Source organism: Peristeroidobacter soli (assembly GCF_004138485.1).
In the GTDB taxonomy this organism is placed as follows: Bacteria; Pseudomonadota; Gammaproteobacteria; order Steroidobacterales; family Steroidobacteraceae; genus Steroidobacter; species Steroidobacter soli.
The window spans coordinates 1,159,249-1,180,675 of sequence record NZ_RYEV01000003.1 but is presented as its reverse complement, the minus strand read 5'-3'; the positions used below and the strand labels follow the sequence as shown (position 1 = coordinate 1,180,675).

Annotated in this window: 20 protein-coding genes; 10 read left to right on the top strand and 10 right to left on the bottom strand. The window is 63.2% G+C overall.

Annotation, left to right across the window (positions count from 1 at the left end; all coding sequences use genetic code 11):
• The first annotated feature begins 2 nt into the window (after nucleotides 1-2).
• Complete coding sequence (locus EKO19_RS13950) at nucleotides 3-1,928, top strand: CocE/NonD family hydrolase (RefSeq protein WP_129776993.1); 1,926 nt, start codon at nucleotides 3-5, stop codon at nucleotides 1,926-1,928.
• Between the two features lie 24 nt (nucleotides 1,929-1,952).
• Here the strand turns inward: EKO19_RS13950 and dgcA are convergent, their stop codons facing one another.
• The 5 genes from dgcA to EKO19_RS13925 form a co-directional block, all read right to left on the bottom strand.
• Entirely contained in the window at nucleotides 1,953-2,933 is a 981-nt protein-coding gene (gene dgcA, locus EKO19_RS13945; protein WP_175597052.1) for an N-acetyl-D-Glu racemase DgcA, read from the bottom strand.
• Nucleotides 2,930-4,489 carry an amino acid permease gene (locus EKO19_RS13940; protein WP_129776991.1) on the bottom strand — a complete coding sequence of 520 codons (1,560 nt, stop codon included), beginning with the start codon at nucleotides 4,487-4,489 and terminating at the stop codon, nucleotides 2,930-2,932. The genes dgcA and EKO19_RS13940 overlap by 4 nt, the downstream gene beginning before the upstream one ends.
• A gap of 243 nt (nucleotides 4,490-4,732) precedes the next feature.
• Nucleotides 4,733-5,734, bottom strand: a complete 1,002-nt coding sequence (locus EKO19_RS13935; RefSeq protein WP_129776990.1) for a DUF1611 domain-containing protein — start codon at nucleotides 5,732-5,734, stop codon at nucleotides 4,733-4,735.
• 21 nt (nucleotides 5,735-5,755) lie between these two features.
• Nucleotides 5,756-6,721, bottom strand: a complete 966-nt coding sequence (locus tag EKO19_RS13930) for an alpha/beta hydrolase (RefSeq protein ID WP_129776989.1) — start codon at nucleotides 6,719-6,721, stop codon at nucleotides 5,756-5,758.
• 81 nt (nucleotides 6,722-6,802) lie between these two features.
• Nucleotides 6,803-7,447 (bottom strand): MBL fold metallo-hydrolase, encoded by a 645-nt coding sequence (locus tag EKO19_RS13925; protein WP_129776988.1) that lies wholly within the window; start codon nucleotides 7,445-7,447, stop codon nucleotides 6,803-6,805.
• 36 nt (nucleotides 7,448-7,483) lie between these two features.
• On the opposite strand from EKO19_RS13925, the gene EKO19_RS13920 reads away from it, so the two are divergent.
• A complete protein-coding gene (locus tag EKO19_RS13920) occupies nucleotides 7,484-8,101 on the top strand; it encodes a TIGR02466 family protein (protein WP_129776987.1) in 618 nt (205 codons plus the stop codon).
• Here EKO19_RS13920 and EKO19_RS13915 read toward each other — a convergent pair.
• Nucleotides 8,098-9,771, bottom strand: coding sequence for an FAD-dependent oxidoreductase (locus EKO19_RS13915; protein WP_129776986.1), 1,674 nt, complete (start codon nucleotides 9,769-9,771; stop codon nucleotides 8,098-8,100). The two genes, EKO19_RS13920 and EKO19_RS13915, sit on opposite strands and share 4 nt — an antisense overlap.
• 14 nt (nucleotides 9,772-9,785) lie before the next feature.
• Entirely contained in the window at nucleotides 9,786-10,322 is a 537-nt protein-coding gene (locus tag EKO19_RS13910) for a DsbA family protein (RefSeq protein WP_129776985.1), read from the bottom strand.
• A 198-nt stretch (nucleotides 10,323-10,520) separates the two neighbouring features.
• Here EKO19_RS13910 and EKO19_RS13905 point away from each other — a divergent pair, with 198 nt between their 5' ends.
• The 5 genes from EKO19_RS13905 to EKO19_RS13885 are packed head-to-tail and all read left to right on the top strand — an operon-like array spanning nucleotide 10,521 to nucleotide 14,155.
• Nucleotides 10,521-11,402 (top strand): DNA ligase, encoded by an 882-nt coding sequence (locus tag EKO19_RS13905; protein ID WP_129776984.1) that lies wholly within the window; start codon nucleotides 10,521-10,523, stop codon nucleotides 11,400-11,402.
• Nucleotides 11,403-11,424: 22 nt separating this feature from the next.
• On the top strand, nucleotides 11,425-11,730 hold the full coding sequence (locus EKO19_RS13900; protein ID WP_157995255.1) for a type II toxin-antitoxin system Phd/YefM family antitoxin: 306 nt from the start codon (nucleotides 11,425-11,427) through the stop codon (nucleotides 11,728-11,730).
• A 10-nt stretch (nucleotides 11,731-11,740) separates the two neighbouring features.
• Nucleotides 11,741-12,151, top strand: coding sequence for a type II toxin-antitoxin system VapC family toxin (locus EKO19_RS13895; protein ID WP_129776982.1), 411 nt, complete (start codon nucleotides 11,741-11,743; stop codon nucleotides 12,149-12,151).
• A gap of 50 nt (nucleotides 12,152-12,201) precedes the next feature.
• Nucleotides 12,202-12,657 carry a PH domain-containing protein gene (locus EKO19_RS13890; RefSeq protein ID WP_157995254.1) on the top strand — a complete coding sequence of 152 codons (456 nt, stop codon included), beginning with the start codon at nucleotides 12,202-12,204 and terminating at the stop codon, nucleotides 12,655-12,657.
• On the top strand, nucleotides 12,647-14,155 hold the full coding sequence (locus EKO19_RS13885; RefSeq protein ID WP_175597051.1) for a PH domain-containing protein: 1,509 nt from the start codon (nucleotides 12,647-12,649) through the stop codon (nucleotides 14,153-14,155). Before EKO19_RS13890 ends, EKO19_RS13885 begins: the two co-directional genes overlap by 11 nt.
• A gap of 41 nt (nucleotides 14,156-14,196) precedes the next feature.
• Here the strand turns inward: EKO19_RS13885 and EKO19_RS13880 are convergent, their stop codons facing one another.
• The 3 genes from EKO19_RS13880 to EKO19_RS13870 all read right to left on the bottom strand — a co-directional run bounded on the left by EKO19_RS13880 (nucleotide 14,197) and on the right by EKO19_RS13870 (nucleotide 17,541).
• Nucleotides 14,197-15,879 (bottom strand): serine/threonine-protein kinase, encoded by a 1,683-nt coding sequence (locus tag EKO19_RS13880; protein ID WP_129776979.1) that lies wholly within the window; start codon nucleotides 15,877-15,879, stop codon nucleotides 14,197-14,199.
• 351 nt (nucleotides 15,880-16,230) lie between these two features.
• Nucleotides 16,231-16,710 (bottom strand): hypothetical protein, encoded by a 480-nt coding sequence (locus tag EKO19_RS13875; RefSeq protein WP_129776978.1) that lies wholly within the window; start codon nucleotides 16,708-16,710, stop codon nucleotides 16,231-16,233.
• A gap of 297 nt (nucleotides 16,711-17,007) precedes the next feature.
• Nucleotides 17,008-17,541 (bottom strand): Lrp/AsnC ligand binding domain-containing protein, encoded by a 534-nt coding sequence (locus EKO19_RS13870; protein WP_129776977.1) that lies wholly within the window; start codon nucleotides 17,539-17,541, stop codon nucleotides 17,008-17,010.
• 255 nt (nucleotides 17,542-17,796) lie between these two features.
• Between EKO19_RS13870 and EKO19_RS13865 the strand changes: the two genes are divergently transcribed.
• Genes EKO19_RS13865 through EKO19_RS13855 form a run of 3 tightly spaced genes read left to right on the top strand, consistent with a single transcriptional unit; the run spans nucleotide 17,797 to nucleotide 21,310 of the window.
• Nucleotides 17,797-19,044: a thiamine pyrophosphate-dependent enzyme gene (locus tag EKO19_RS13865; RefSeq protein WP_129776976.1), complete on the top strand. Its 1,248-nt coding sequence runs from the start codon at nucleotides 17,797-17,799 to the stop codon at nucleotides 19,042-19,044.
• Nucleotides 19,041-20,057, top strand: coding sequence for an alpha-ketoacid dehydrogenase subunit beta (locus EKO19_RS13860; protein ID WP_129776975.1), 1,017 nt, complete (start codon nucleotides 19,041-19,043; stop codon nucleotides 20,055-20,057). The genes EKO19_RS13865 and EKO19_RS13860 overlap by 4 nt, the downstream gene beginning before the upstream one ends.
• Entirely contained in the window at nucleotides 20,054-21,310 is a 1,257-nt protein-coding gene (locus EKO19_RS13855; RefSeq protein ID WP_129776974.1) for a dihydrolipoamide acetyltransferase family protein, read from the top strand. Before EKO19_RS13860 ends, EKO19_RS13855 begins: the two co-directional genes overlap by 4 nt.
• Nucleotides 21,311-21,427 lie beyond the last annotated feature (117 nt).

Sequence of the window (21,427 nt, the reverse complement as noted above, 5' to 3'; positions counted from 1 at the left end):
CGATGAAACTGCAACGATCGTTATTGAGTGCTGTCGTCTCGTTGGCGCTGCTGGCGGCGGGCGCGCAGGCATCCCAAAGCAGCGGCACGCTGCCGTCGGAGATTCCGGAACATTTCGAAGCGAACAATGCGCTGTTCGACTACACGCGCGAAGAAGTGATGATTCCGATGCGGGACGGCGTGAAGCTGTTCACCGTCATCTGGAAGCCGAAGCACCTGACGGCGCCGGCGCCCATCGTCATCACACGCACTCCTTATGACGCGGCCAATCGCCAGACCTACACGGGTCGCCCGCGCAGCCCGAGCGCGGCCGCCGCCGTGCCGATGCCGGACGCTCCGCTGCTCGAAAAAGGTTACATCCGCGTTTATCAGGACGTGCGCGGCAAGCACGGCTCGGAAGGCAACTATGTGCTGAACCTGCCGCTGCGCGGGCCGCTCAACCCGGGGCCGGCCGATCAGTCGACCGATGCCTACGACACCATCGACTGGCTGGTGAAGAACGTGCCGAACAATAACGGTCGCGTCGGCATCATCGGCGTGTCGTATGAAGGCTGGACGTCGTTGATGGCGCTGTTCGATGCGCATCCGGCGCTGAAAGCGGCGATTCCGATGAACGCCATGGTCGACGGTTGGGTCGGCGATGACTGGTATCACAATGGCGCGTTCCGTCCGTTCTCGCTGGAGTACGTGTATCGGCAGACGACGCTGAAGGGCGCGAACGAGATTCCGATGGGCTCGCGCGATGCCTACACGACGTACCTGCGCGCCGGCTCGACCAACGACATGGCGAAGTCGCGGAACATGGATCAGTTGCCGGCGTGGAAGAAGCTGATCGACAACCCGGCCTACACCCAGGTGTGGCAATCGCAGGCGGTCGACAAGCTGATCGCTCGCACCTCGGTGAAGGTCCCGACGCTGATCGTGCACGGCCTGTTCGATCAGGAAGACAACTACGGCTCGCCGGCCGTCTTCGAGGAACTGCAGAAGCAGGGACCTCAGAATCAACTGGTCATCGGCCCGTGGTTCCACGGTCAGCAGGATCCCTGGTTCCATACGTACAGCGGCTCGCATCTCGGCCCGCTGCAGTGGAATTCGGACACGACGCATTACTTCCTGTATCAGGTGATGCTGCCGTTCTTCGAACAGCATCTGCGCGACAAACAACCCGCCTCGCCGACGCCGAGGGTGCGCGCATTCGAAACGGGAACGAACGAGTGGCGCTCGTATGCGCAGTGGCCGGCACCGGGCGTGGCGACCAAGAAGATCTATCTGGAAGCGAACGGCACGCTGTCATTTACGCCGCCGGACGCCAAGGCGAAATCGTTCGACGAGTATGTTTCGGACCCGGCCAAACCCGTGCCCTATCGCGTGCAACCGATTCTGCCGAACGACTCGCACGACACCACCTGGGGACAATGGCTGGTCGACGATCAGCGCCCGTTCGAGTCGCGCCCCGACGTGCTGACGTATGTGAGCGAGCCGCTGCAGGAGCCAGTTACCGTGGCCGGAAGCATCTTCGCCGAGCTGCATGCGTCGACGACGGGACAGGACTCGGACTGGGTGGTGAAGCTGATCGACGCGTATCCGGATGAAGTGCCGCTGACCCCGGAGCTGGGCGGATATCAGCTGATGGTCTCAGCCGACATCCTGCGCGGCCGCTATCGCGAGAGTTACGAGGTGGCGAAGCCGATCAAGTCGAACGCGACGCTGCCCTATCGCATCCGCATGCCGCACGCGAACCATACATTCCAGCCCGGCCATCGCATCATGGTGCAGGTCCAGAGCAGCTGGTTCCCGCTCTACGACCGCAATCCACAAACGTTCGTGCCGAACATCGCTTACGCGCCGAAGGATGCTTATAAGAAGGCGACGCAGCGGATTTATCACGGCAGCTTTGTGGAGCTGCCGGTATTGCAATCGCCCAAGTGAGAAAGCCAGCCGGCTCTGGGGTTATCAGCCCCAGAGCTTCGGCGACGGCCAGGACATCACGCCGGTGCGGTCGTACTGAATCGGGTTCTCCCAATCCTCGGCCTGCAGCAGCGGGCCGTCGAGATCCACGACTTCGCACAGCTGCGCGAGCACCATGCCCGGTGCCATGCCGACGGAGCCGGTGACCATGCAGCCCACCATCAACCGCATGCCTTCGGCACGCGCGGCGTGCGCCAGCTCCAACGCGGCGGTCAGACCGCCCGTCTTGTCGAGCTTGATGTTCACGAACTCATAACGGGTCTTCAGATACTGCAGATCCTCGATGGTGTCGATGGACTCATCGGCACACACCGGGATCGGCGAACGGCCGAGCTCGAGGTCCTTATCTCCGCCGACCTTCACTGGCTGTTCCAGCAGGTCGACGCGCAGCTTCGCGAGCTGTGGGCCCAGCGAGTACAGCGTCGGCACGTCCCACGCCTGGTTGGCGTCGACGATCAGCCGGGAATTCGGCGCGCCACGACGCACGGCCTCGATGCATCCGAGCGGATCGTCGTTGTTCACTTTGATCTTGATCCAGCGATAGTGCCCGAGCCCGCGCGCGGCCTTCTCATAACCCTCGATGGAACGAATGCCGATGGTCATGGCACTGGCGATCTCGCGCGTGTTGCCGACGCCGGCCAGATCCCAGGCGCGACGGCCGGTGCGCTTGGCTTCCAGATCCCACAACGCCGCATCGAGGGCGTTACGAGCGCCGCCGATGGGCAGCAGCTTCAACAATTCGGCGCGCGTCACGCCCGCTTCGATCTTGCCGCGGACGGCTTCCACCTGGGCCACCATCGAGTCCGGCGTCTCGCCGTGATAGTCGACGCCCGCCGCCTCGCCGCGGCCGATGTGCGGACCATCCTGCAATTCGACGATGATGACGTCGCTGGTCGTATAGGTGCCGCGCGCGATGACGAACGGCTCGCTCAGCTTCCAGTATTTGGTTTGAACGGTTAACTTCACACGGACTCCTGACTCAACCCTTGGGTCTCGGGTGGCACGTCCGCCGCGGCGAGTTTGGAATGCCGCAAGCCGTACCCCCAGTAGATGACCGCGCCCAGCGCGCAATACCCTCCCAGCAACATCGCCGGGATGGCGTCACCGCGCAGCGCTTTCTCGACGATATCGAGCAGCAGCGGCGCGACCATAAGGATACAGAAAAGTATTCCCAAGGCGGGAATGAAAGCAATTTTCACCCCGTTGACCTGGAAGCCCCCGCCGGGGACTCGAAACGGCCGCTCCAGATCCGGACGCACGTTGCGCAGCCAGATCACGCTGATGCAGACGATGCCGAACCCCAGCGCCGTGCCCAACGTCACCATGTCGGAAAGAATGGTGATGGGGAGCAAGCCGGCCGCCAGGGCGATCGCGACACCGAGCACCAGCGTACCGATGTGCGGGGTGCGGCGCTTAGCATGAACGCGCGAGAACAATGCAGGGAGCAACCCGTCGCGCGACATGGCGTAGAACACGCGCGTTTGACCATAAGTCGTTGCGAGCATCACCGAGAACAGACCGGCGATGGCGCCCAGTTTGACCACCAGTCCGAACCAGGGAAGCTTCATCACATCCACCGCGACCGCCATCGGGTCCGCGACGCCGAGCAGCCGGTACGGCACGACGCCGGTGAGCACGGCGGCCACCGCCATGTAGATCACGGTACATACAATGAGCGAGCCGATGATGCCGATCGGCAGGTCGCGCTGGGGATTGCGCGCTTCGGCGGCAGCGGTACAGACGGTTTCGAAGCCGACGTAAGCGAAGAAGATCACCGAAGCGGCCCGGAAGATCCCCGGCCAGCCGTAGGAAAAGCCGCCCTCGTGCTCGGGGATGAACGGCGTCCAGTTCACCGATTCGATGTATTGCGAGCCGATGACCGCGAAGGCCAGCAGTACGACGATCTTGGTCAGCACCACGAAGCGGGTGACCGCCACCGAGGTCTCGATGCCGATGATCAGCAGAATCGAGGCGACGAACACGCCGAGCACCGCGACCAGGTTGAAACCCTGGCCCGCCACGAAACGAAGGCCGTCGGGCGTACTCACCGAGTTGATGTAGGCGGTCGCAAACTCCGGCGGCACGGCGATCCCGAAGTCACGTAACAGACTGACGGTGTAACCGGAGAAACCCACCGCCACGAGCGAAACGGCAATGCCCAGCTCGAGCACCATCAACCAGCCGGTGATCCAGGCGACGACTTCACCGAGCGTCGTGTACGAGTAGGTGTAAGCGGAGCCGGTGACGGGTAGCGTCGACGCAAGCTCGGCGTAACAAAGACCAGTGAGCGCGCAGGCCACGCCCGCGATCAGAAACGATATCAGCACCGCCGGCCCGGCAAAGCTCGCAGCCGCGTTACCCGTGAGCACGAAGATGCCGGCACCGATGATGCAACCGATGCCGAGCATGACCAGGTCGGCCGCTCCCAGCACCCGCCGGAACGGCTGAGCGCCCGCTTCGGCCCGGACTCGTTCGACGGATTTCTTGAGGAACAGGCGGCTTGGCTTTTTTGTAGTCGTCATCGTTGGCTTCTTGAGCGTGCCTTGCGGTCAGGTCAGTGGCCGACGCCGTCCGGGAAGGGGGGACCTCTTCCCGTCACCGCGCACCCGCCGGAGCCATGCTGTCGCATGCTCCGTTGCTTGCACGTCCCTGTGGCGCTGCTACGAAAGGTCCCTGCTTTTCGAAGCTGCCGGGAAGAGGTCCCCCCTTCCCGGCCGGCGCTGATACGTTCGTGGCTGTCGGAAAGCTTTCTTGCCAGACTGTTGCTAGCCCAGCATCCGTTGAATTACCGAATCACTCGGCGTCTTCAGCGGATCGAAGCTCGGCACGCCCAGCTCTTGCTCCGCCTGCGACAGCGCACGTTCGCGCTCGGCTTGCGACAAGGCCGACGTGTTCAAGCTCACCCCCACCAATTTCACATTCGCATTGTTGAGCTGCGCCGCCTCGATATATCGGGTGGCCGCGAGCTTGAGTGACGGCATGGCCGCGTGAGGGTGATACGCAATGTGTTTGCGTGTCGGGTCATGACAAAGAATGAGCGCATCCGGCTGGGCGCCATGCACGAGGCCGAGCGTTACGCCCGCATAGCCCGGGTGAAACAGCGAGCCCTGGCCTTCGATCACGTCCCAATGATCGTTGGCCGCCGCGGGTGTGAGTTGCTCGATCGCACCGGCGACGAAGTCCGCCACTACGCAGTCGAGCGGCACACCGCTGCCGGCGATGAGAATGCCGGTCTGCCCCGTCGCACGAAACGTCGCCGCGACGCCTCGTGACTGCAGCGCCTTGGTAATCGTGAGCGCGGTGTATTTCTTGCCGAGCGCGCAATCGGTGCCGACGGTGAGCAATCGCTTGCCGCTGCGCTTGATGCCATTGCCGATCGGCAGATCTTTCGGTGGCGTGCGAACGTTGATCAGCTGCACCTCGCGCCTGGCCGCCAGCTCCGCCAGACCCTCGACATCTTCGAGTCGCGTGTGCAATCCACTGACGATGTCGAGACCCGCTTCGATGGCTTGCCTCAAGCCCGGCACCCACGACGCAGGAATGCGACCGCCGCCAGGCGCGATGCCGATCAACAACGAGCGCGCCCCGATCTGCGCCGCTGCCGCCGGCTCCTTGTCCGGCAGACCGAGATCGACTTTACATTCGGGCAGCCGCCATTGCGCGAGGCAGTCCTGCGGCGCCCAGTCGCGCACGCCGAACGCGGTCTTCGCCAATACGGGCTCGGCGGCATCGCCGAGGAAAATCAGATAAGGCTTGCGGATCGACATGGTGTTACTTGTTATGAATGCTCAGCTGTTCAACGTATCGCGCAACCAGCGCGCGGCTTCGGTGAAGGCGCGATCGGCGATTCGTGCAATCGACACCGCTTCGAGGAAGCTATGCGTCGCACCCGCATACACGGCGATGTGTGACTTCACACCGGCGCGACGCAGCTTCTCCGCCATCTCCATTGCCTCCTCGTACATCACGTCGCAATCCGGCACGGCCGAGAATGCCGGCGGCAGATTGCGAACATCGGCGTGAATGGGACAGGCGAGCGGATCGGTCATCGGCGTGTCGCCGAGATAGTTGCGCCAGAACGCCGCCATCTCGCCGCGATCCCACATGTAGCCACCTTCGCCGTAGCGCTTGTAGGACTCGTTGTCACAAGTCGCATCGTAGGCGCCATAGTTCAGCAGCATCGCCTTGACCGCGTCGGTCTCGCCGGCGTCGCGCAGCTTGATACAGGTGGAAATCGTCATCGCCGCGCCGGCCGAATCGCCGCCGACAGCAATGCGATCAGGATCGACGCCGTAGCTCGTGCCCTTCTCGCGCAGCCAGCGCACGACCGCGACGGTTTCGTTGATGGCGCGAGGAAAGCGGCTCTCGGGTGACAGCGAGTAATCGACGGCGATCACGATCATGCCGCTGCGAGCGGCGTACTCGCGCATCAGGCGGTCGTGAGTATCGATGCTGAAGATGGTCCAGCCACCGCCGTGCAAATAAACAAACGCGGGGCGCAGGCCGTCGTTGCGCGGATCATGGATGCGGACGCGGACCGGGCCGTCGGGCGCAGGCACCATGATCTCTTCGGTGCGCGCCATCTGCGGGCCGCCGCGCGTCCACGCGGATCGCACTTCTTCGGCGATACGACGCGCTTCGGGAAACGACACCTTGTCCAGCGGCGGATGCTGACGCCAGCGCTGGCCCATCAGCTTCACAAAACGACGGATCTCCGGATCCAGACCATCATCATTCAATTGCGTCGACGACATGAATACCTCCGCCGGCGAGGGTACGAACTCGCTGACGCAGGTGCCTTCGCGGCGGGGTCTCCGACTATCTCGATCGAGCCATCAGCCGAAGCGGTGATCGGCGACGAACGGATTGGTCTGGCGCTCCTGTCCGAACGTGGACAGCGGGCCGTGCCCGGGCACGAAGCGCACGTCGTCGCCGAGCGGGAACAGATTCTCGCGAATGGATTTGACCAAAGTCTGGTGATCGCCGCGGGGAAAATCGGAGCGGCCGATGGAGCCGGCGAAAATCACATCGCCCACCCAGGCGAACTTCTGCTGCGGATGAAAGAAGATCACGTGACCCGGCGTGTGACCGGGACAATGCCGCACTTCGAGGATCTGATCGCCCACGCTGACCTGGTCGCCCTGCTCCAGCCAACGATCCGGCGTGAATGCCGCGGCCGGTGGAAAGCCGAAGCGCTGAGTCGCCTCGGGCAGCTGATCGATCCAGAACTGATCGTCCCGATGCGGCCCTTCGATCTTCAGATGGCGCAGCTTCGCCAGCTCCGCCGTCGCGGCCGCGTGATCCAGATGCCCGTGCGTCAGCAGAATCTTCTCCAGCTGCAGCCCCTCTCGATCCACTTCCGCGAGCACCCGATCGAGGTCGCCGCCTGGATCGACGACAGCCGCGCGCTTGCTGCGCTCGTCCCAGATGACCGAACAGTTCTGCTGAAAGGGCGTAACGGGAATGATCAGGGCTTTCATGGGCCCATGGTACCCCATGGGGTAGAATCCCCGCCCATGCCCATTCAAACCCTTTTTCCCACCTATATTTACGCCGCTCCACTGCAACGAGGCGAGTGGCGCAAGCTCAACAAGCAGCTGTTGCGCGAGTGCCTGCAACTGCAGCTCGACGATGAAGCCGGCCAGAAGTGGTCCGAGAAAAACTATCCCGGCGGCTTCACCTCCTATCACTCCGCGCATCGCATGCAGCAGGTCTCGCCGACCTTCGCCCAGCTGGAAAAACAGCTGAGCCGGCATGTGAAATCGTTCGTGAAGACACTCGAGCTCGACATGACGGATCGTGAGCTGGAGATGACCGACTGTTGGGTGAACATCATGCCGCGGCAGGTCGCGCACAGCATGCATCTGCATCCGCTGTCGACCATCAGCGGCACCTATTACGTGCAGACTCCCAAGGGCTGCGCCGGCCTGAAGTTCGAAGATCCGCGCCTGGACAAATTCATGGCCGCGCCGCCGCGGCGGGCAGATGCGAGCCGGGCGAATCGTGCGTGGTCGGTGGTGCCCGCCGAAGCGGGCAAGGTCGTGCTGTTCGAAAGCTGGCTGCGACACGAAGTGCCGGCGAATCCGGTCGCGGGCGAGCGCGTCAGCATCAGCTTCAACTACAACTGGTTCTAACCGAAGACCGCCGGCAGTTCTCTGAGCACCCGGTGCACGAACTGCACGCAGATCGAGCCTTCGCCGACCCCTGATGCCACTCGCTTGACGCTGCCCGAGCGCACATCGCCGACGGCGAACACACCGGGCAAGCTCGTCTCCATGATGTACGGCGCACGCGGCATCGGCCAGCGCGCCGCCGTCAGCTCGTCCTTGCTCAAGTCGGCGCCTGTGCGCACGAAGCCTTTCTCATCGAGATTCACACAGTCCTTCAGCCACTCGGTGTTCGGCGCGGCTCCGGTCATGAGAAACACGTGTCGAATCGGGCGCCGCTCCCGTTCGCCCGTGCGCGCGTCCGTCCACGTCACATGTTCCAGCTCGTCCGCACCCTCCAGACAACTGATCTGAGTGCGTGTGTGCAAGGTGATATTCGGCGCTTCCTGGATGCGCCGAATCAGATAGTGAGACATGGTCTCGGCGAGACCGTCCGAACGCACCATGATGCGTACCTGACGACAGTTGCCAGCAAGAAACACCGCGGCCTGACCGGCTGAATTGCCGCCGCCGACCACGATGATTTCCTCGTTCTGACACAGCCGGCCTTCCAGATGCGTCGCTGCGTAGTAGAGGCCCACGCCGGTGTACTTATCCAGGTTCGGCAGCTCCGGCTTGCGGTACTGCGCGCCCGTCGCGATCAACACGGTGCGAGCCTGCACGATGCGACCGTCGGCCATCTCGACCCGATACGGCCACTTATCACAATGCAAGGCCACCGCGTCGCAGGCGACATGAAACCGCGCGCCGAACTTTTGTGACTGCACCAACGCGCGACCGGCCAGCGCCTGGCCGGTGATGCCGGTGGGAAAGCCCAGATAATTCTCGATGCGTGAACTGGTGCCCGCCTGGCCGCCGGGAGCGAAGCTGTCGATCACCCGCACATCCAGGCCTTCGGAAGCGGCATACACCGCGCCGGCCAGCCCCGCCGGCCCGGCACCGACGACCAGCACATCGTGAATGATGTCCGGATCGATCTCAGGATTGAGTTCCAGGAACTCCGCCAGCTGTCGCAGGCTCGCATGCGACAGCGCGCGACCACGACCGATCACGGCGGGAACATCGGCCGCCGTGAGGCCCGCGCGCTCCAACAGCCCGGCCGCTTCCTGATCCAGGTCAGCGTCGAGATAAAAATGCGGATGCGCATTTCTCGCCAGGAACTCACGCAACATCAACGTGTGGCCGCAATAACGCGAGCCGATCAATGTCATTTCGGTGTTCGGTGCCGAGATCAATCCCATGCGGCGCAGGATGAAGGCGCGCATGAAGATCTCGCTGAGCTCCGCGTCCGTCTGCACGACCACGCGCAGATCGCTGTCGGTGATCACCAGCACTTCACCCGGCTCGCCGACTTCCACCCGGGCAAAGCCGGGCGTGCCACGAAGCGTGCTCATCTCACCCGCGAAGTCTCCGGGCCCGAGCGGCTTGATGACCTGCTCGTCGAAGCCAGGGATGGTGATCTTCAGGCTGCCGGCCAGCACCACCATCATCTTGTGCTCGTGGGCGCCGGGCTCGATCAGTACCTGTCCCGCGACCGTCGGCAGATGCACGCCATGAGGCTCGAGGCGCGCGATCTGCGCCTTCGTGAGCTTCGGAAACATCTGCTCCGCGCGCTTTTCGTATAGCTCGTTTGGCATGAGAGCACCGTGCGTTACTTGCCCAGCAGCGCCTGCACTTTGTCGAACAGCGATTGCATGCCGGCGGACACGTCGTGAATCTCGCCGTTGATGAAGATCCCGGGCGTACCGCGCACACCGCTGCGCCGGCCGGTGTCGATGTGCTCACGAATCCGCTGACGATAGATCTCGTCGTCCATCTCGGCGGTGTAGCGCGCCATGTCGAGATTCAACTGCTCGGCATAGCCGCGCAACTGATTGGGCTTCAGATGCAACTGATTGGCGAACAGCAGATCGTGCATCTCCCAGAACTTGCCTTGCTGAGCCGCCACTTCCGACGCCTCGGCGGCACACAGCGCATGCGGATGCACTTCCTCGAGCGGGAAATGACGGAACACCAGCCGCACCTGGCCGGGGAAGCGGCTCAACAACAGCTGCAGCGACGGCGCCGCCTGCTTGCACGTCGGACATTCGAAATCGCCGTACTCGACGACCGTGACCGGTGCGTGATCGGGACCGAGCCTGTGATCGATGGCGGTGACGGGGGCCACCAGGTCGTGCTGCTGAGTCATGCATCCTCCTGCGCCGGCCGGCAGCCGGCAATCCGCTCCGATACTACCGCCGATCGCGGGCATCTGAGCTTGAATCTCAGTGCTTTTCGATCGGGCCGCCCCATAACAGCTTTCGGCTGCACCGATATCGGTACTTTCTGGGTGAATGCACCAGAAATGAGGCCACTTTGGCACGGCGCCCGGTGGTGTCATACCGCCATGGACACCGCACACCGCTTCACAACGCGCAAGGCAGCTACGCTGCTTCTGGTCGAGTCCGCACTCGTCGTCGGAACGGTGTGCGTGCCCGCGCCAGCGCAGGCGGCCCCGCCGCCGCTGCTGCTCGCCAATGATTTCGACGATGCCGAGGTCGACGTGTCCCGGTATTGGGTCAGTGAGAAGTATGACGGCGTGCGGGCGTATTGGGACGGCCAGCGCCTGATCACGCGCGCCGGCAATCCCATTCATGCGCCAGCGTGGTTCGTCCGCGGCTGGCCCGCGGAGCCACTCGATGGCGAACTGTGGGCAGGCCGCGGCCAGTTCGAGCAAGTCACCGCGACGGTGCGCGATCTCGACCCCGACGACATCGCCTGGCGCGACATCCGTTTCATGGTCTTCGATCTGCCGGCGCACGGAGGAGTTTTCAGCGCACGACTGGAAACGTTGCGATCTGTGCTGGCGCCGCTGCGAATCGATTGGCTGCGCGCAGTCACACAGTCCCGCGTCGCAGATGACCTCTCACTGCACCGTCAGTTGGAAACCGTCGCCGCAGCCGGCGGCGAAGGCTTGATGCTTCACAGGGACGATTCGCTGTACCGCGCCGAGCGCAGTGATGACCTGCTGAAGCTCAAGCCCCACCAGGACGCCGAAGCCCGGGTCATCGCGCATGTTCCCGGTCAGGGAAAATATCTCGGCATGCTCGGCGCACTGCTCGTGCGCACCGCCGACGGCTCACAGTTTCGCATCGGCACCGGCTTCACCGACGCACAGCGTCGCAACCCGCCCGCCGTCGGCAGCTGGATCACTTACAGCCATGACAACGTCACCGCCCGCGGCATCCCCCGCTTCGCCCGCTTTCTTCGTGAGAAACCGCCGGATTAGCGGCAAAAATCAGGTTGATTCCGTGTACAGGCAGGTGTACACCGGAAAAATGATTAAAAGTTATGCCATCGCTGAAGCACGAGCCAACTTGCCCACTCTGATCGATGAGGTGGAGGCGGGCGCGGCCATTGAACTGACGCGTAGAGGAAAAGGAGTCGCAATCATGATCTCAGTCAACGAATATCAACGGTTACGCAGCGAGCGCCCGACCTTTCAGGACGCCTATCAGCGGTTTCTGAAAAAACATTCCCTGGCCGACGTCGGCCTGGAGCCGGAGTTCGCCCGCCGGCTTCGCGACCGCAGCCCCGGACGCAAAGTCGATTTTTGAGCGGGGCACCATGCTGCGTTATTTACTGGACACCAACGTGGTGTCGCAGCCCATGATGATCACGCCCTCCGCCGGCGTGATGAGAAAGCTGATGGCGGTCGCGGATGAATGCGCGATCGCCGCGCCGGTGTGGCACGAATTGCAGTTTGGCTGCAAACGCCTGGCGGTGGGCAAACGTCGCCATGCTCTGCAGGACTATCTCGCGGATGTGATCAAGACTTTCGAGATTCTTCCCTACGATGACCTGGCGGCGAAGTTGCACGCGATCGAGCGCGTCCGCCTGCAGGGGCTCGGAACCACGGTCCCCTTCATCGACGGTCAGATCGCTGCGATCGCGCAGATCAATGAGCTCATCCTCGTGACCTCCAATGTGCGCGACTTCGCGCCCTTCAATGCCCTGACCGTGGAGAACTGGGCTTAGGCTCGCGGCGGGTTAGAATCGACGCCTCTCTCCCAAGCAGGATGGCGCCGTTGCAACTCTCACACGTCGACTCGGGAATCATTGGCGTCTGGCGGTGGGAAGCGGCCATTGCAACGTTGATCGTCACGGTTGCCGTGACCGCATTCAGTTTCTCGATCCCTCCACTCTGGCCGCTCGCGCCGCTGCTCGTATTCATCGCTGGCATTCTGCGCACGTGGTGGTGGCCGCCGCTGTCGTATCGACATTTGCGTTTCGGCGTCGATGACACGGGCATCGCCATCGAGAGCGGCGTGCTCTGGCGCTCGCGCATCGCGCTTCCGCGCGTTCGCATCCAACATACCGACGTGTCGCAAGGACCGCTCGAGCGTCGCTACGACATCGGCACGCTGAAGCTGTACACGGCAGGCAGCCGGCACACCCGGATCGAGCTGCCCGGCTTGCGCCACGAAGACGCGATCGCCCTGCGCGATGCATTGCTCGCCGAAGGGGCCGGCAGTGGCGTCTGATCCTGACTTTCAGCCGACCCTTCGGCTGCACGCGCTCTCCTGGGTGTTCGGCCTGAGCGGCGCGATCAAACAAATGGTGTTGCCCCTGATCGCCCTGCTCTTCTTCAACGTGCGGGATGACACGCCCGGCCCGTTCGGCCCGTGGATCGTGCCGATCATCGTCGCCGCCGTCGCCATCCGTGCGGTGTGGGTTCAACTGACCTTCCGCTATGGCTTCAGCCCGACCGGCCTGGTCGTGCGTCGAGGAATGGTATTCCGCAACGTTCGACACATCGAATACGCGCGCATCGAAAACATCGACACGGAGCGAGGCGTGTTGCATCGACTGTTCGGCGTCGCCGAAGTGCGCGTGCAAACATCCACGGGCGGCAAACCGGAAGCGCTGATCAGCGTGCTCGATCTCGCCGCGGTTCAGGAAATGCGCGAGCGCGTCTTCTCAGAAGCGCAGCCCGCAGAGAAAACCATCGAAGCGCCGGTCGAGAACACGCTGCTCCACCTCACCATAGGCGAGCTCGTACGCCACGGCCTCATCGACAATCGCGGCATGATTCTGGTGGCCGCGGCCTTCGGCGTGCTGCACGAGGCCGGCGTGTTCGTGATCAACCGGCAACTGGTCGATCGAGTGCTGGAATCGTCGTCGGCCGCCGGGCTCGCGGCGCTCGGCCTGATGATGCAGATCGCACTCGGCGCGATCACGATATTGGGCGCCATCATCGCCGTGCGCATCCTGTCGGTCGTTCTCGCCATCGTGACCTTCTACGATTTCAGATTGACTCGCGTGGCCGGCGATCTGCGCGCTCGTTACGGCCTGTTCACGCGCGTCGCGCTGACGTTACGAACGCGCCGCATTCAGGCGGTTCATCAACACGAATCCCTGCTGCATCGCTGGTTCCACCGGGTGTCACTGAACGTCGATCTCGCCGGCGACAGCGGCGGCGATCAAGACGAAGGCGACAATTCACGGATGAAAACGCGATGGCTCGCGCCCGTGTGTCCAGCCAGCGCCGCGCCTGCGCTCATCGCAGCAGCCTTACCCTCGCTGGACTGGAGCACCGAACCCGAATGGCATCCGCTCGCACCCCGCGCGCGAGGACGCATCTTTCGCAAGACCGCGCTGTGGTCCGTGCTCATTCTGACCGCGCCTGCCCTCTGGTATCTGCGCGAGGGCGCGATCGTCGCGGTGCTGAGCTGCATCCCGCTGGCATGGATGCATGCGCACTTGTATGTGAAGTACACGCGCTGGGCACTGGTCGGCGATGCCATGTTGTTTCGTCATGGCTGGCTGAATCGCCGACTGACCATCGTGCCGCGGGATCGTGTGCAAACCTTGAGCGTCGAGGCATCGCCCTTCGATCGACGCAGTCGCATGGCGAGCCTCTACGTCGACACCGCCGGCGCCAGCGCCATGACAGCGGGAATCAGAATTCGTTATTTACCCGCCGACGTAGCGGAAAGACTGGCGGCCGCGCTGTATCGCACGGCCGGCGCGACCACGTAGGGCCTGTTAACACTCATTGGATGGGCTGCGTTGCACAGGCCCTAGTCGCGTGCGAGCGATAACATTCGCGAGAACGGCGAATCGGTCCGGCGCCACAGACGCCGACGCAGCGACGCCATCGCGATGATCATGCCCGGCAGGATGCCGCTCAACGCGCTGTACACATAATTGCGATCGGTGATGTGGTCCTGCTGTACCAGCAGCGCCAGCCCGAGCAGTGTGCCGAACACGGCCCCGATGAAGGCCACTTCGAATCTGAATCTTCCGGCGGCGATCCGCCACCGGCGCGTCACGTAGTCCATGCTGCTGGCCCAGACCGAGCCGCACAACATCATCACCAGACCGTTGCTGAGGCCGGTGAGTTTCTGCGCGACGACCAGCACCAGCCCGATCCACATCACCGTCGCGATGAAGGCCGCAATGACGTGACTCCGGTAGCGCGAGCGGAAGAAGGTCTCGCAGAACTCCACCATCAATGCCGTGCCTATGCCGACCGCAATGGCGGAGGGATACATCCATTCATGAATGCGTCCGATGCTCAGACTGTCGAAGAAAGCGAACAGCGCACCGGCAACCGTGCCCAGCGTGATCGAGCGACCGAAGGCGTTGAAGATCGCGCCGGCGCCATCGTCCTCGCGACGAGCGACGATGCGACTCTGCAGCTCACGCAGCGAATCGAATCGAGCATCGGGCCGCGGCGACATGGCTCGCATGATGGCGCGGGCGATCTGACGAGGAATGTCGCGCCGAACCCTTTCGATCGGCTGCACGGCGCCCATCGGCACACGGCCGGTCAACAATTCATACATGAGCACGCCGAATGCATATTGATCGGCGCGCCAATCGACTTCCTTCGCATCGGTGTGCTGCTCGGGCGCCATGTAATAGGCCGTGCCCAGGTTCATGCCGGTGCGGGTCAGCTCGTTGTTCTGATAGGCGCGCGCGATGCCGAAGTCCATCAGCTTCACGACCCCGCTGCTGTCGATCCAGACGTTCTCGGGCTTGAGGTCGCGATGAACGATGAAACGATGTGCGTGACGCAGCGCTTCGAGCAGCTGTTCACCAATCGCGGTCGCTTCCTCGATCGGGAACGGTTTGCCGGTGGCGAGCTGCGCCTGCATGCGACGGCGCAAACTCACCCCGCGCAGACGTTCCATCGTGAAGAAATAACGGCCGCTGGCCACGCCAACGTCGAACACACGCACGATGTTCGGATGCGCGAGCTTGCAGGAAACCTTGGCTTCGGAAAGGAAACGGGTGCGGGCGGCGTTGCTCGACAGCAGCTCGTTGCGCAGTACCTTGATCGCGACCTCTTCGTCTTTCAAACGATCGCGAGCCGCGAACACGCGGCCCATGCCGCCGTCGCCGAGGACTGCCTGAATCTCATATCGCCCCTGAAGCACGACGCCGGGGCCGATGACCACGTTCGAACCCTGATGAACCTGTGTTTCAGGTTCGGCCACGTCATCCATGCGCATCATGGTGACGGCTTCGCGATTGACCTGGCGGGTCGCCGGTTCGGTGGCGCTACGCGCGGTCTGGTAGGCGGCCACCAGTCGGGCCAGATCCTGTTGGGCCGATTCCTGGGACGCCGGAGTTTCGGCGTTGATGAGCTTGTGCTGAAGAACCGCCAGACGATCCGTATAGTTTTGCCATAACGTGGCAGGATCGTCGGCTGACTCCAGCCCGAGCAGCATCAGCGCATTCTCCAGACGGCTGGACATAGTGGTTGCGAATTCTTCCGTGCAAGAACCAAAAGCGACGATTCGTCCCGGACTGTTTTAATCCCGCGTATCGATTCCGGGAGGGACACATTGCACTAGGGCTGACTGCTTGAAAAGTGCCTCCACGAGCAGACACTGTTCGGACCGGGAAAAAACTGATAGTGACAGGCCCGACGCGGCTCTAATAAAGACATTTCGACCGGTCATCGGTCGCGAACCGCCGGTCGTCGGGCCGAGAACTTTCGGCAACCCTACCGCAATCATCACGTTCGCGCGCCCTGTCGCCGATCGACCACGAGACTTGCGCAAAAACAGCCAGGGCACGCGACATAACTTCGTCGCGATGAACGGCTACTTTTCCTGCCCGTGCCGGCGGTGCTTGCAACGCATGGCCCATTGGTGACGAGCATGCAGACGCTCGGCTTCACTATCGGCCTCGGGCGGCAGCTTGCGTAGCGCTTGCAGGGCGGTCGAGTGAGCGATGGCCACTTCCGGGTCGGTTTGTAACAACGCGCGATAGCGCTCCAGAAAGGCCTGCTCGACCGGCGCCCCGATCCCCGACAACAGGGCAATCGCATGGCCGCCGATGGCCGCAACCTCGGAAAGGGGCAGGTCGCCTTCATGCAGGGCATGGTCGACGTCGGCGATCAACTGGTACAGCGGGCGCAACCACTCCCATTGCGGATCCTCCATGATCTGCCGCAGCAGGGCCAACGGCGATTGCTGACTGCCGAACTTCCTTTCGACCGCGATCACCACTCCCAACAGCCCGCGCAAGGCGCGGCTCGCATCCTCCAGCGCTTGCAGATCTGGCGGGTCGGATTGAGTCATGGCGCAGGCTCCCATCGGCTGAACCACCCTATCCTGCGCTCATCCACCATTTTTTTCACGTGAACGGCACGTTCTGCGCAATGCCCCTGGTGGACGTGCGGGGGGCTCACACCGCCTTCCACAGCGATCTCTCGACTTAGAGAGACCCTCGCTTGCATGGATGAAGCCTATGTACCGGCGAGAGTCAGCAGGTCACCGCGCTCTGGTCCCCCCTTTGCGCGGCAGCTCCTCCTCCGCAGCGACGGGGCCGAGCGAGGGTCCTCTCTTCTTCTGATCCTGTTTTGGGATCTAAGGTTGTCAGGACCTGGCACGGCGCCGCTTCGGTGCCGCGGCCGCTGCCCGCCCCGCTTCGCTGACTCGCACCGCGTGCGTGGACTTCACTTCCTCGAGCACGAAGTACGTTTGCGTGTGACGCACGCCGCGCACGTTGACGATCTTGTCGCCCAGCACCCGCCGGTACTCATCCATATCCTGGACGCGCGTCTTGATCAGATAGTCGAAGCCGCCCGCCACCATGTGGCACTCGACGATCTCCTCCACCAGCTGCACGGCTTCCTTGAAGCGCTGGAACACGTCCTGCGTGGCGTGATCCAGCGTGACCTCGGTGAACGCCAGCATGCTCTGGCCGAGGCGCTTCGGGTTCAGGTGCGCGTAGTAGCCGTCGATGAACCCTTCCCGCTCGAGGCGGCGCACGCGCTCGATACACGGCGTCAGGGTCAAATTGACCGTGCGCGCCAGCTCCGCGACGGTCAGCCGCCCGTCCGCCTGCAATAGCGACAAAAGTTGCCGGTCGACGCGATCCAGTTCACGGCCTGGAGGATTGCTGCTCATGAAAATCTAGTAATTCCTACTGTTCTGGCAGTCTCGTTTGGCAGACTCTACTGCCAAACAGTCGGTATTGTAGCGCAATATGCTCCGGGACAGGCGGAGCGGACCAGCGCCCGCTTTTCGCCACACCATAACTCGAGCGAATTCGCTTCGTACCAGTTCGAACCACAGCTTTTTTTGCGCGTTTAAGCGCCACCCACCGTCCGGCCAGCGCAACTGGCGGACGAGATGGCGCGCCCAGTTGCTTGCGGAGGCCCGATGATGCGATCCCGTCTGCACGTTCCCAGACCGCCGGCTCGACCCGGCGAGAAACCGGACTTCAGTTACGTCCAGGTTTCTCCGGCTGGCGCCGCCGCCCGCCCGGATCCGAACGCGCCCTTGAGCGAGACCGAATTCCTGTCCAAGGAAATGGTCCGCGTGCTCGATGACAATCATCGCGCCGTCGGCCCCTGGAATCCGCACCTCGCGGCCGCCGATCTCGAGCTCGGCCTGCGCAACATGATGCTGACGCGCGCGTTCGACGATCGCATGCACCGCGCTCAGCGCGGCGGCAAGATCACGTTCTATATGAAGTCCACCGGTGAAGAAGCCGTCTCGGTGGCCGCCAACATGGCGCTGAAGCCCAGCGACATGATGTTTCCTGCGTACCGCAACCAGGGTCTGCACATCTCGCGCGGTCTGAAGATCGTCGATCTGATGTGCCAGCTGCTGTCCAACACCCGGGACATGTGCAAAGGCCGTCAGCTGCCGGTGATGTACCACTCGGTCGAAAGCAATCTGTTCTCGATCTCCGGCAACCTGGCCACTCAGTTCCCGCAGGCCGTGGGCTGGGCGATGGCCGCGGCCATCAAGGGCGAGGACCGCATCTGCGCCACGTGGCTCGGCGATGGCAGCACGGCCGAAGCGGACTTCCATTACGCGTTGCTGTTCGCGCAGATCTACAAGGCGCCCGTCATTCTCAACGTCGTGAACAATCAGTGGGCCATCTCCACGTTCCAGACGTTTGCTGGCGGTGAAGGCCGTTCGTTTGCTTCGCGCGGTCCGGGCTACGGCATGCCGGGCATTCGCGTCGACGGCAACGACTTCCTCGCCGTTCACGCGGTTACTCAGTGGGCTGCCGAGCGCGCTCGCACCGGCGCCGGCCCGACGTTGATCGAGCTCGTCACTTACCGTGCCGCGCCTCACTCGACCAGCGACGATCCGTCGCGTTATCGCCCGAAGGATGAAGAGAAGAGCTGGCCGCTCGGCGATCCGATCGACCGCCTGAAAGGCCATCTGCGCAATCTCGGCGCATGGTCCGACGAGCAGGACAAAGCAGTCGAGAAGGAGTGCGAGGAGCACGTCAACCAGGCGTGGAAAGAGGCCAACACCTACGGCACGCTCACCGACGGCCCGCAACTCGACCCTGCAATCATGTTCCAGGATGTGTTCAAAGAAGAGACGCCCAGCCTGGCACGCCAGCGCATGCAGCTGGCTCAGGAGCTGAAGGAGCGCGCGCAGAAATGACTCAGATGAATATGATCCAGGCGCTCAACTCCGCCATGGATGTCATGATGGCGCGCGATCCGGGCGTCGTGTTGATGGGCGAAGACGTGGGCTACTTCGGCGGCGTGTTCCGTGCCACCGAAGGCCTGCAACGCAAGTATGGCGAGCACCGCGTGCTGGACTCGCCGATCGCCGAGGGCGGCATCGTCGCGACAGCAATCGGCATGAGCATCAACGGGCTGCGCCCCGTCGCCGAAATTCAGTTCGCCGATTACATCTATCCGGCCTACGACCAGATCGTCAGCGAGCTGGCGCGCATTCGTTATCGCAGCGGCGGCGACTTCTGCGCGCCCGTGACGATTCGCACGCCATGCGGCGGCGGCATCCGTGGCGGCCAGACGCACTCGCAGAGTCCGGAAGCGATCTTCGCGCACGTGTCGGGATTGAAGGTCGTCATGCCCTCGAATCCGTACGACGCCAAAGGTCTGTTGATCGCGGCCATCGAAGAAGACGACCCGGTGATCTTCCTGGAGCCGAAGCGTCTCTATAACGGTCCGTTCGATGGCGATCCGAACAAGCCGGCGGTGGGCTGGAACTCCCACCCGAAGGGCGACGTGCCGGAAGGTCATTATCGCGTCGAGCTCGGCGTCGCCGACATCGTCCGCCCCGGCAACAAACTCACCATCATCACTTACGGCACGATGGTGCACGTGTGCCTGGCGGCGGCTGAAAAGGCCGGCGTCGATGCCGAAGTCATCGACCTGCGCTCGTTCGTGCCGCTGGACATCGAAACCATCGTGAACTCGGTGAAAAAGACCGGCCGCTGCATCGTCGCCCACGAAGCGACCCGCTTCGGCGGCTTCGGCGGCGAGATCCTGTCGACCATTCAGGAAGAATGTTTCTGGCACCTGGAAGCGCCGATCCTGCGCGTCGCCGGCTGGGACACGCCCTATCCGCACGCGTTCGAGTGGGAATACTTCCCTGGCCAGGCGCGCGTCATCGCCGCCATTAAAGCAACGATGGAGGCGACATGAGCCGTCATGTGGTGAAACTGCCGGATCTCGGCGAAGGCACGGTGTCTTCCGAGGTCGTGGCGTGGAAGGTCAAGGTCGGCGATGTCGTCGGCGAAGATCAGCCCGTTGTGGAGATGTCGACCGACAAGGCCGTGGTCGAGCTTCCCGCGCCGGTGGGCGGCAAAGTGGTTTCGCTCGGTGGGCAGCCCGGCGATCAAATCGCGGTCGGTAGCGAACTGTACGTGCTGGAAACGGATGCGAGCGTGGCTGTCGAGGGCGCGCCTGCCGCCGCTCAATCCGCACCCGCCGCCTCGAGCGCGCCGGCGAAGACGCCGGCGGCTGCGAACAACGGCAACGTCACCGCTCAGCCCGCCAAGGTCCTGGGCGGCCGCGTGATGGCATCGCCTGCGACTCGTGCACGCGCGAAGCTCGCTGGCATCGACCTCTCGACCGTCGCCGGCAGCGGCCGCGATGGCCGCATCCAGCGCGGAGATCTCGAGACCGCAATCCAGGACCGCCAGGCCGGCAAATCGCCTGCTCCTGCCTCTGCGCCGAGCGGCCGCCAGGTTCGCACCGGCACCGAAGAGATCCGCATCCTCGGCGTGCGTCGCGTGAGCGCGCAGCGCGTGGCGGATTCGAAGAGAAACATTCCGCACTTCGCCTATGTCGAGGAAGTCGACATGACGGAGCTGGAACGCCTGCGCAAACACCTGAACTCGCAGCTGCCGAAGGGTTCGCCCTCGTACACCTACCTGCCCTTCCTCGCGATGGCGCTGGTGCGAGTCATCGAGCAGTTTCCGAAAGTGAACTCGCGCTATGACTCCGAGCGCAACGTGCTCGTCCGGCACGACGGCGTGCACATCGGCGTCGCCACTCAGACCCACGATGGTCTGAAGGTGCCGGTGGTGAAGCATGCCGAATCGCTGTCTCTGAAAGAGCTTGCGGCCGAGATCCGCCGTGTCACGACGGCGGCGCGCGAAGGCACCGCGAGCCGCAACGAGCTGCAGGGTTCGACGATCACGATCACCAGCCTCGGCAAGCTCGGCGGCATCGTTTCGACACCCATCATCAATGCGCCCGAAGTTGCCATCGTCGGCATCAACAAGGCCGTGGAACGCCCGATGATCGTCAATGGCGAGATCGCGGTCCGCTTGATGATGAACCTGTCCTCATCGTTCGATCACCGCTTCATCGACGGCTACGACGCCGCCGAGTCCATCCAGGCGCTGAAAGAAAAGCTGGAACAGCCGGCGACCATCTTCATCCGGGATTGATTGGTCCCGGCGGAATCCCCAAGGGCGGCCGTGTGATGCACGTCACACGGCCCGTCCCGGCATCGCACTGCACGAGCCAATTTCCGCGTTTTTTCCCAACCTGTGATAAGTCGTTTG

Bases quoted from the DNA above. Each gene is read 5' to 3' on its own strand.
- EKO19_RS13950 (WP_129776993.1), top strand. From the start codon at position 3: ATGAAACTGCAACGATCGTTATTGAGTGCTGTCGTCTCGTTGGCGCTG.
- EKO19_RS13940 (WP_129776991.1), bottom strand. From the start codon at position 4,489: ATGACGACTACAAAAAAGCCAAGCCGCCTGTTCCTCAAGAAATCCGTC.
- EKO19_RS13935 (WP_129776990.1), bottom strand. From the start codon at position 5,734: ATGTCGATCCGCAAGCCTTATCTGATTTTCCTCGGCGATGCCGCCGAG.
- EKO19_RS13930 (WP_129776989.1), bottom strand. From the start codon at position 6,721: ATGTCGTCGACGCAATTGAATGATGATGGTCTGGATCCGGAGATCCGT.
- EKO19_RS13925 (WP_129776988.1), bottom strand. From the start codon at position 7,447: ATGAAAGCCCTGATCATTCCCGTTACGCCCTTTCAGCAGAACTGTTCG.
- EKO19_RS13920 (WP_129776987.1), top strand. From the start codon at position 7,484: ATGCCCATTCAAACCCTTTTTCCCACCTATATTTACGCCGCTCCACTG.
- EKO19_RS13915 (WP_129776986.1), bottom strand. From the start codon at position 9,771: ATGCCAAACGAGCTATACGAAAAGCGCGCGGAGCAGATGTTTCCGAAG.
- EKO19_RS13910 (WP_129776985.1), bottom strand. From the start codon at position 10,322: ATGACTCAGCAGCACGACCTGGTGGCCCCCGTCACCGCCATCGATCAC.
- EKO19_RS13905 (WP_129776984.1), top strand. From the start codon at position 10,521: ATGGACACCGCACACCGCTTCACAACGCGCAAGGCAGCTACGCTGCTT.
- EKO19_RS13895 (WP_129776982.1), top strand. From the start codon at position 11,741: ATGCTGCGTTATTTACTGGACACCAACGTGGTGTCGCAGCCCATGATG.
- EKO19_RS13880 (WP_129776979.1), bottom strand. From the start codon at position 15,879: ATGTCCAGCCGTCTGGAGAATGCGCTGATGCTGCTCGGGCTGGAGTCA.
- EKO19_RS13875 (WP_129776978.1), bottom strand. From the start codon at position 16,710: ATGACTCAATCCGACCCGCCAGATCTGCAAGCGCTGGAGGATGCGAGC.
- EKO19_RS13870 (WP_129776977.1), bottom strand. From the start codon at position 17,541: ATGAGCAGCAATCCTCCAGGCCGTGAACTGGATCGCGTCGACCGGCAA.
- EKO19_RS13865 (WP_129776976.1), top strand. From the start codon at position 17,797: ATGATGCGATCCCGTCTGCACGTTCCCAGACCGCCGGCTCGACCCGGC.
- EKO19_RS13860 (WP_129776975.1), top strand. From the start codon at position 19,041: ATGACTCAGATGAATATGATCCAGGCGCTCAACTCCGCCATGGATGTC.
- EKO19_RS13855 (WP_129776974.1), top strand. From the start codon at position 20,054: ATGAGCCGTCATGTGGTGAAACTGCCGGATCTCGGCGAAGGCACGGTG.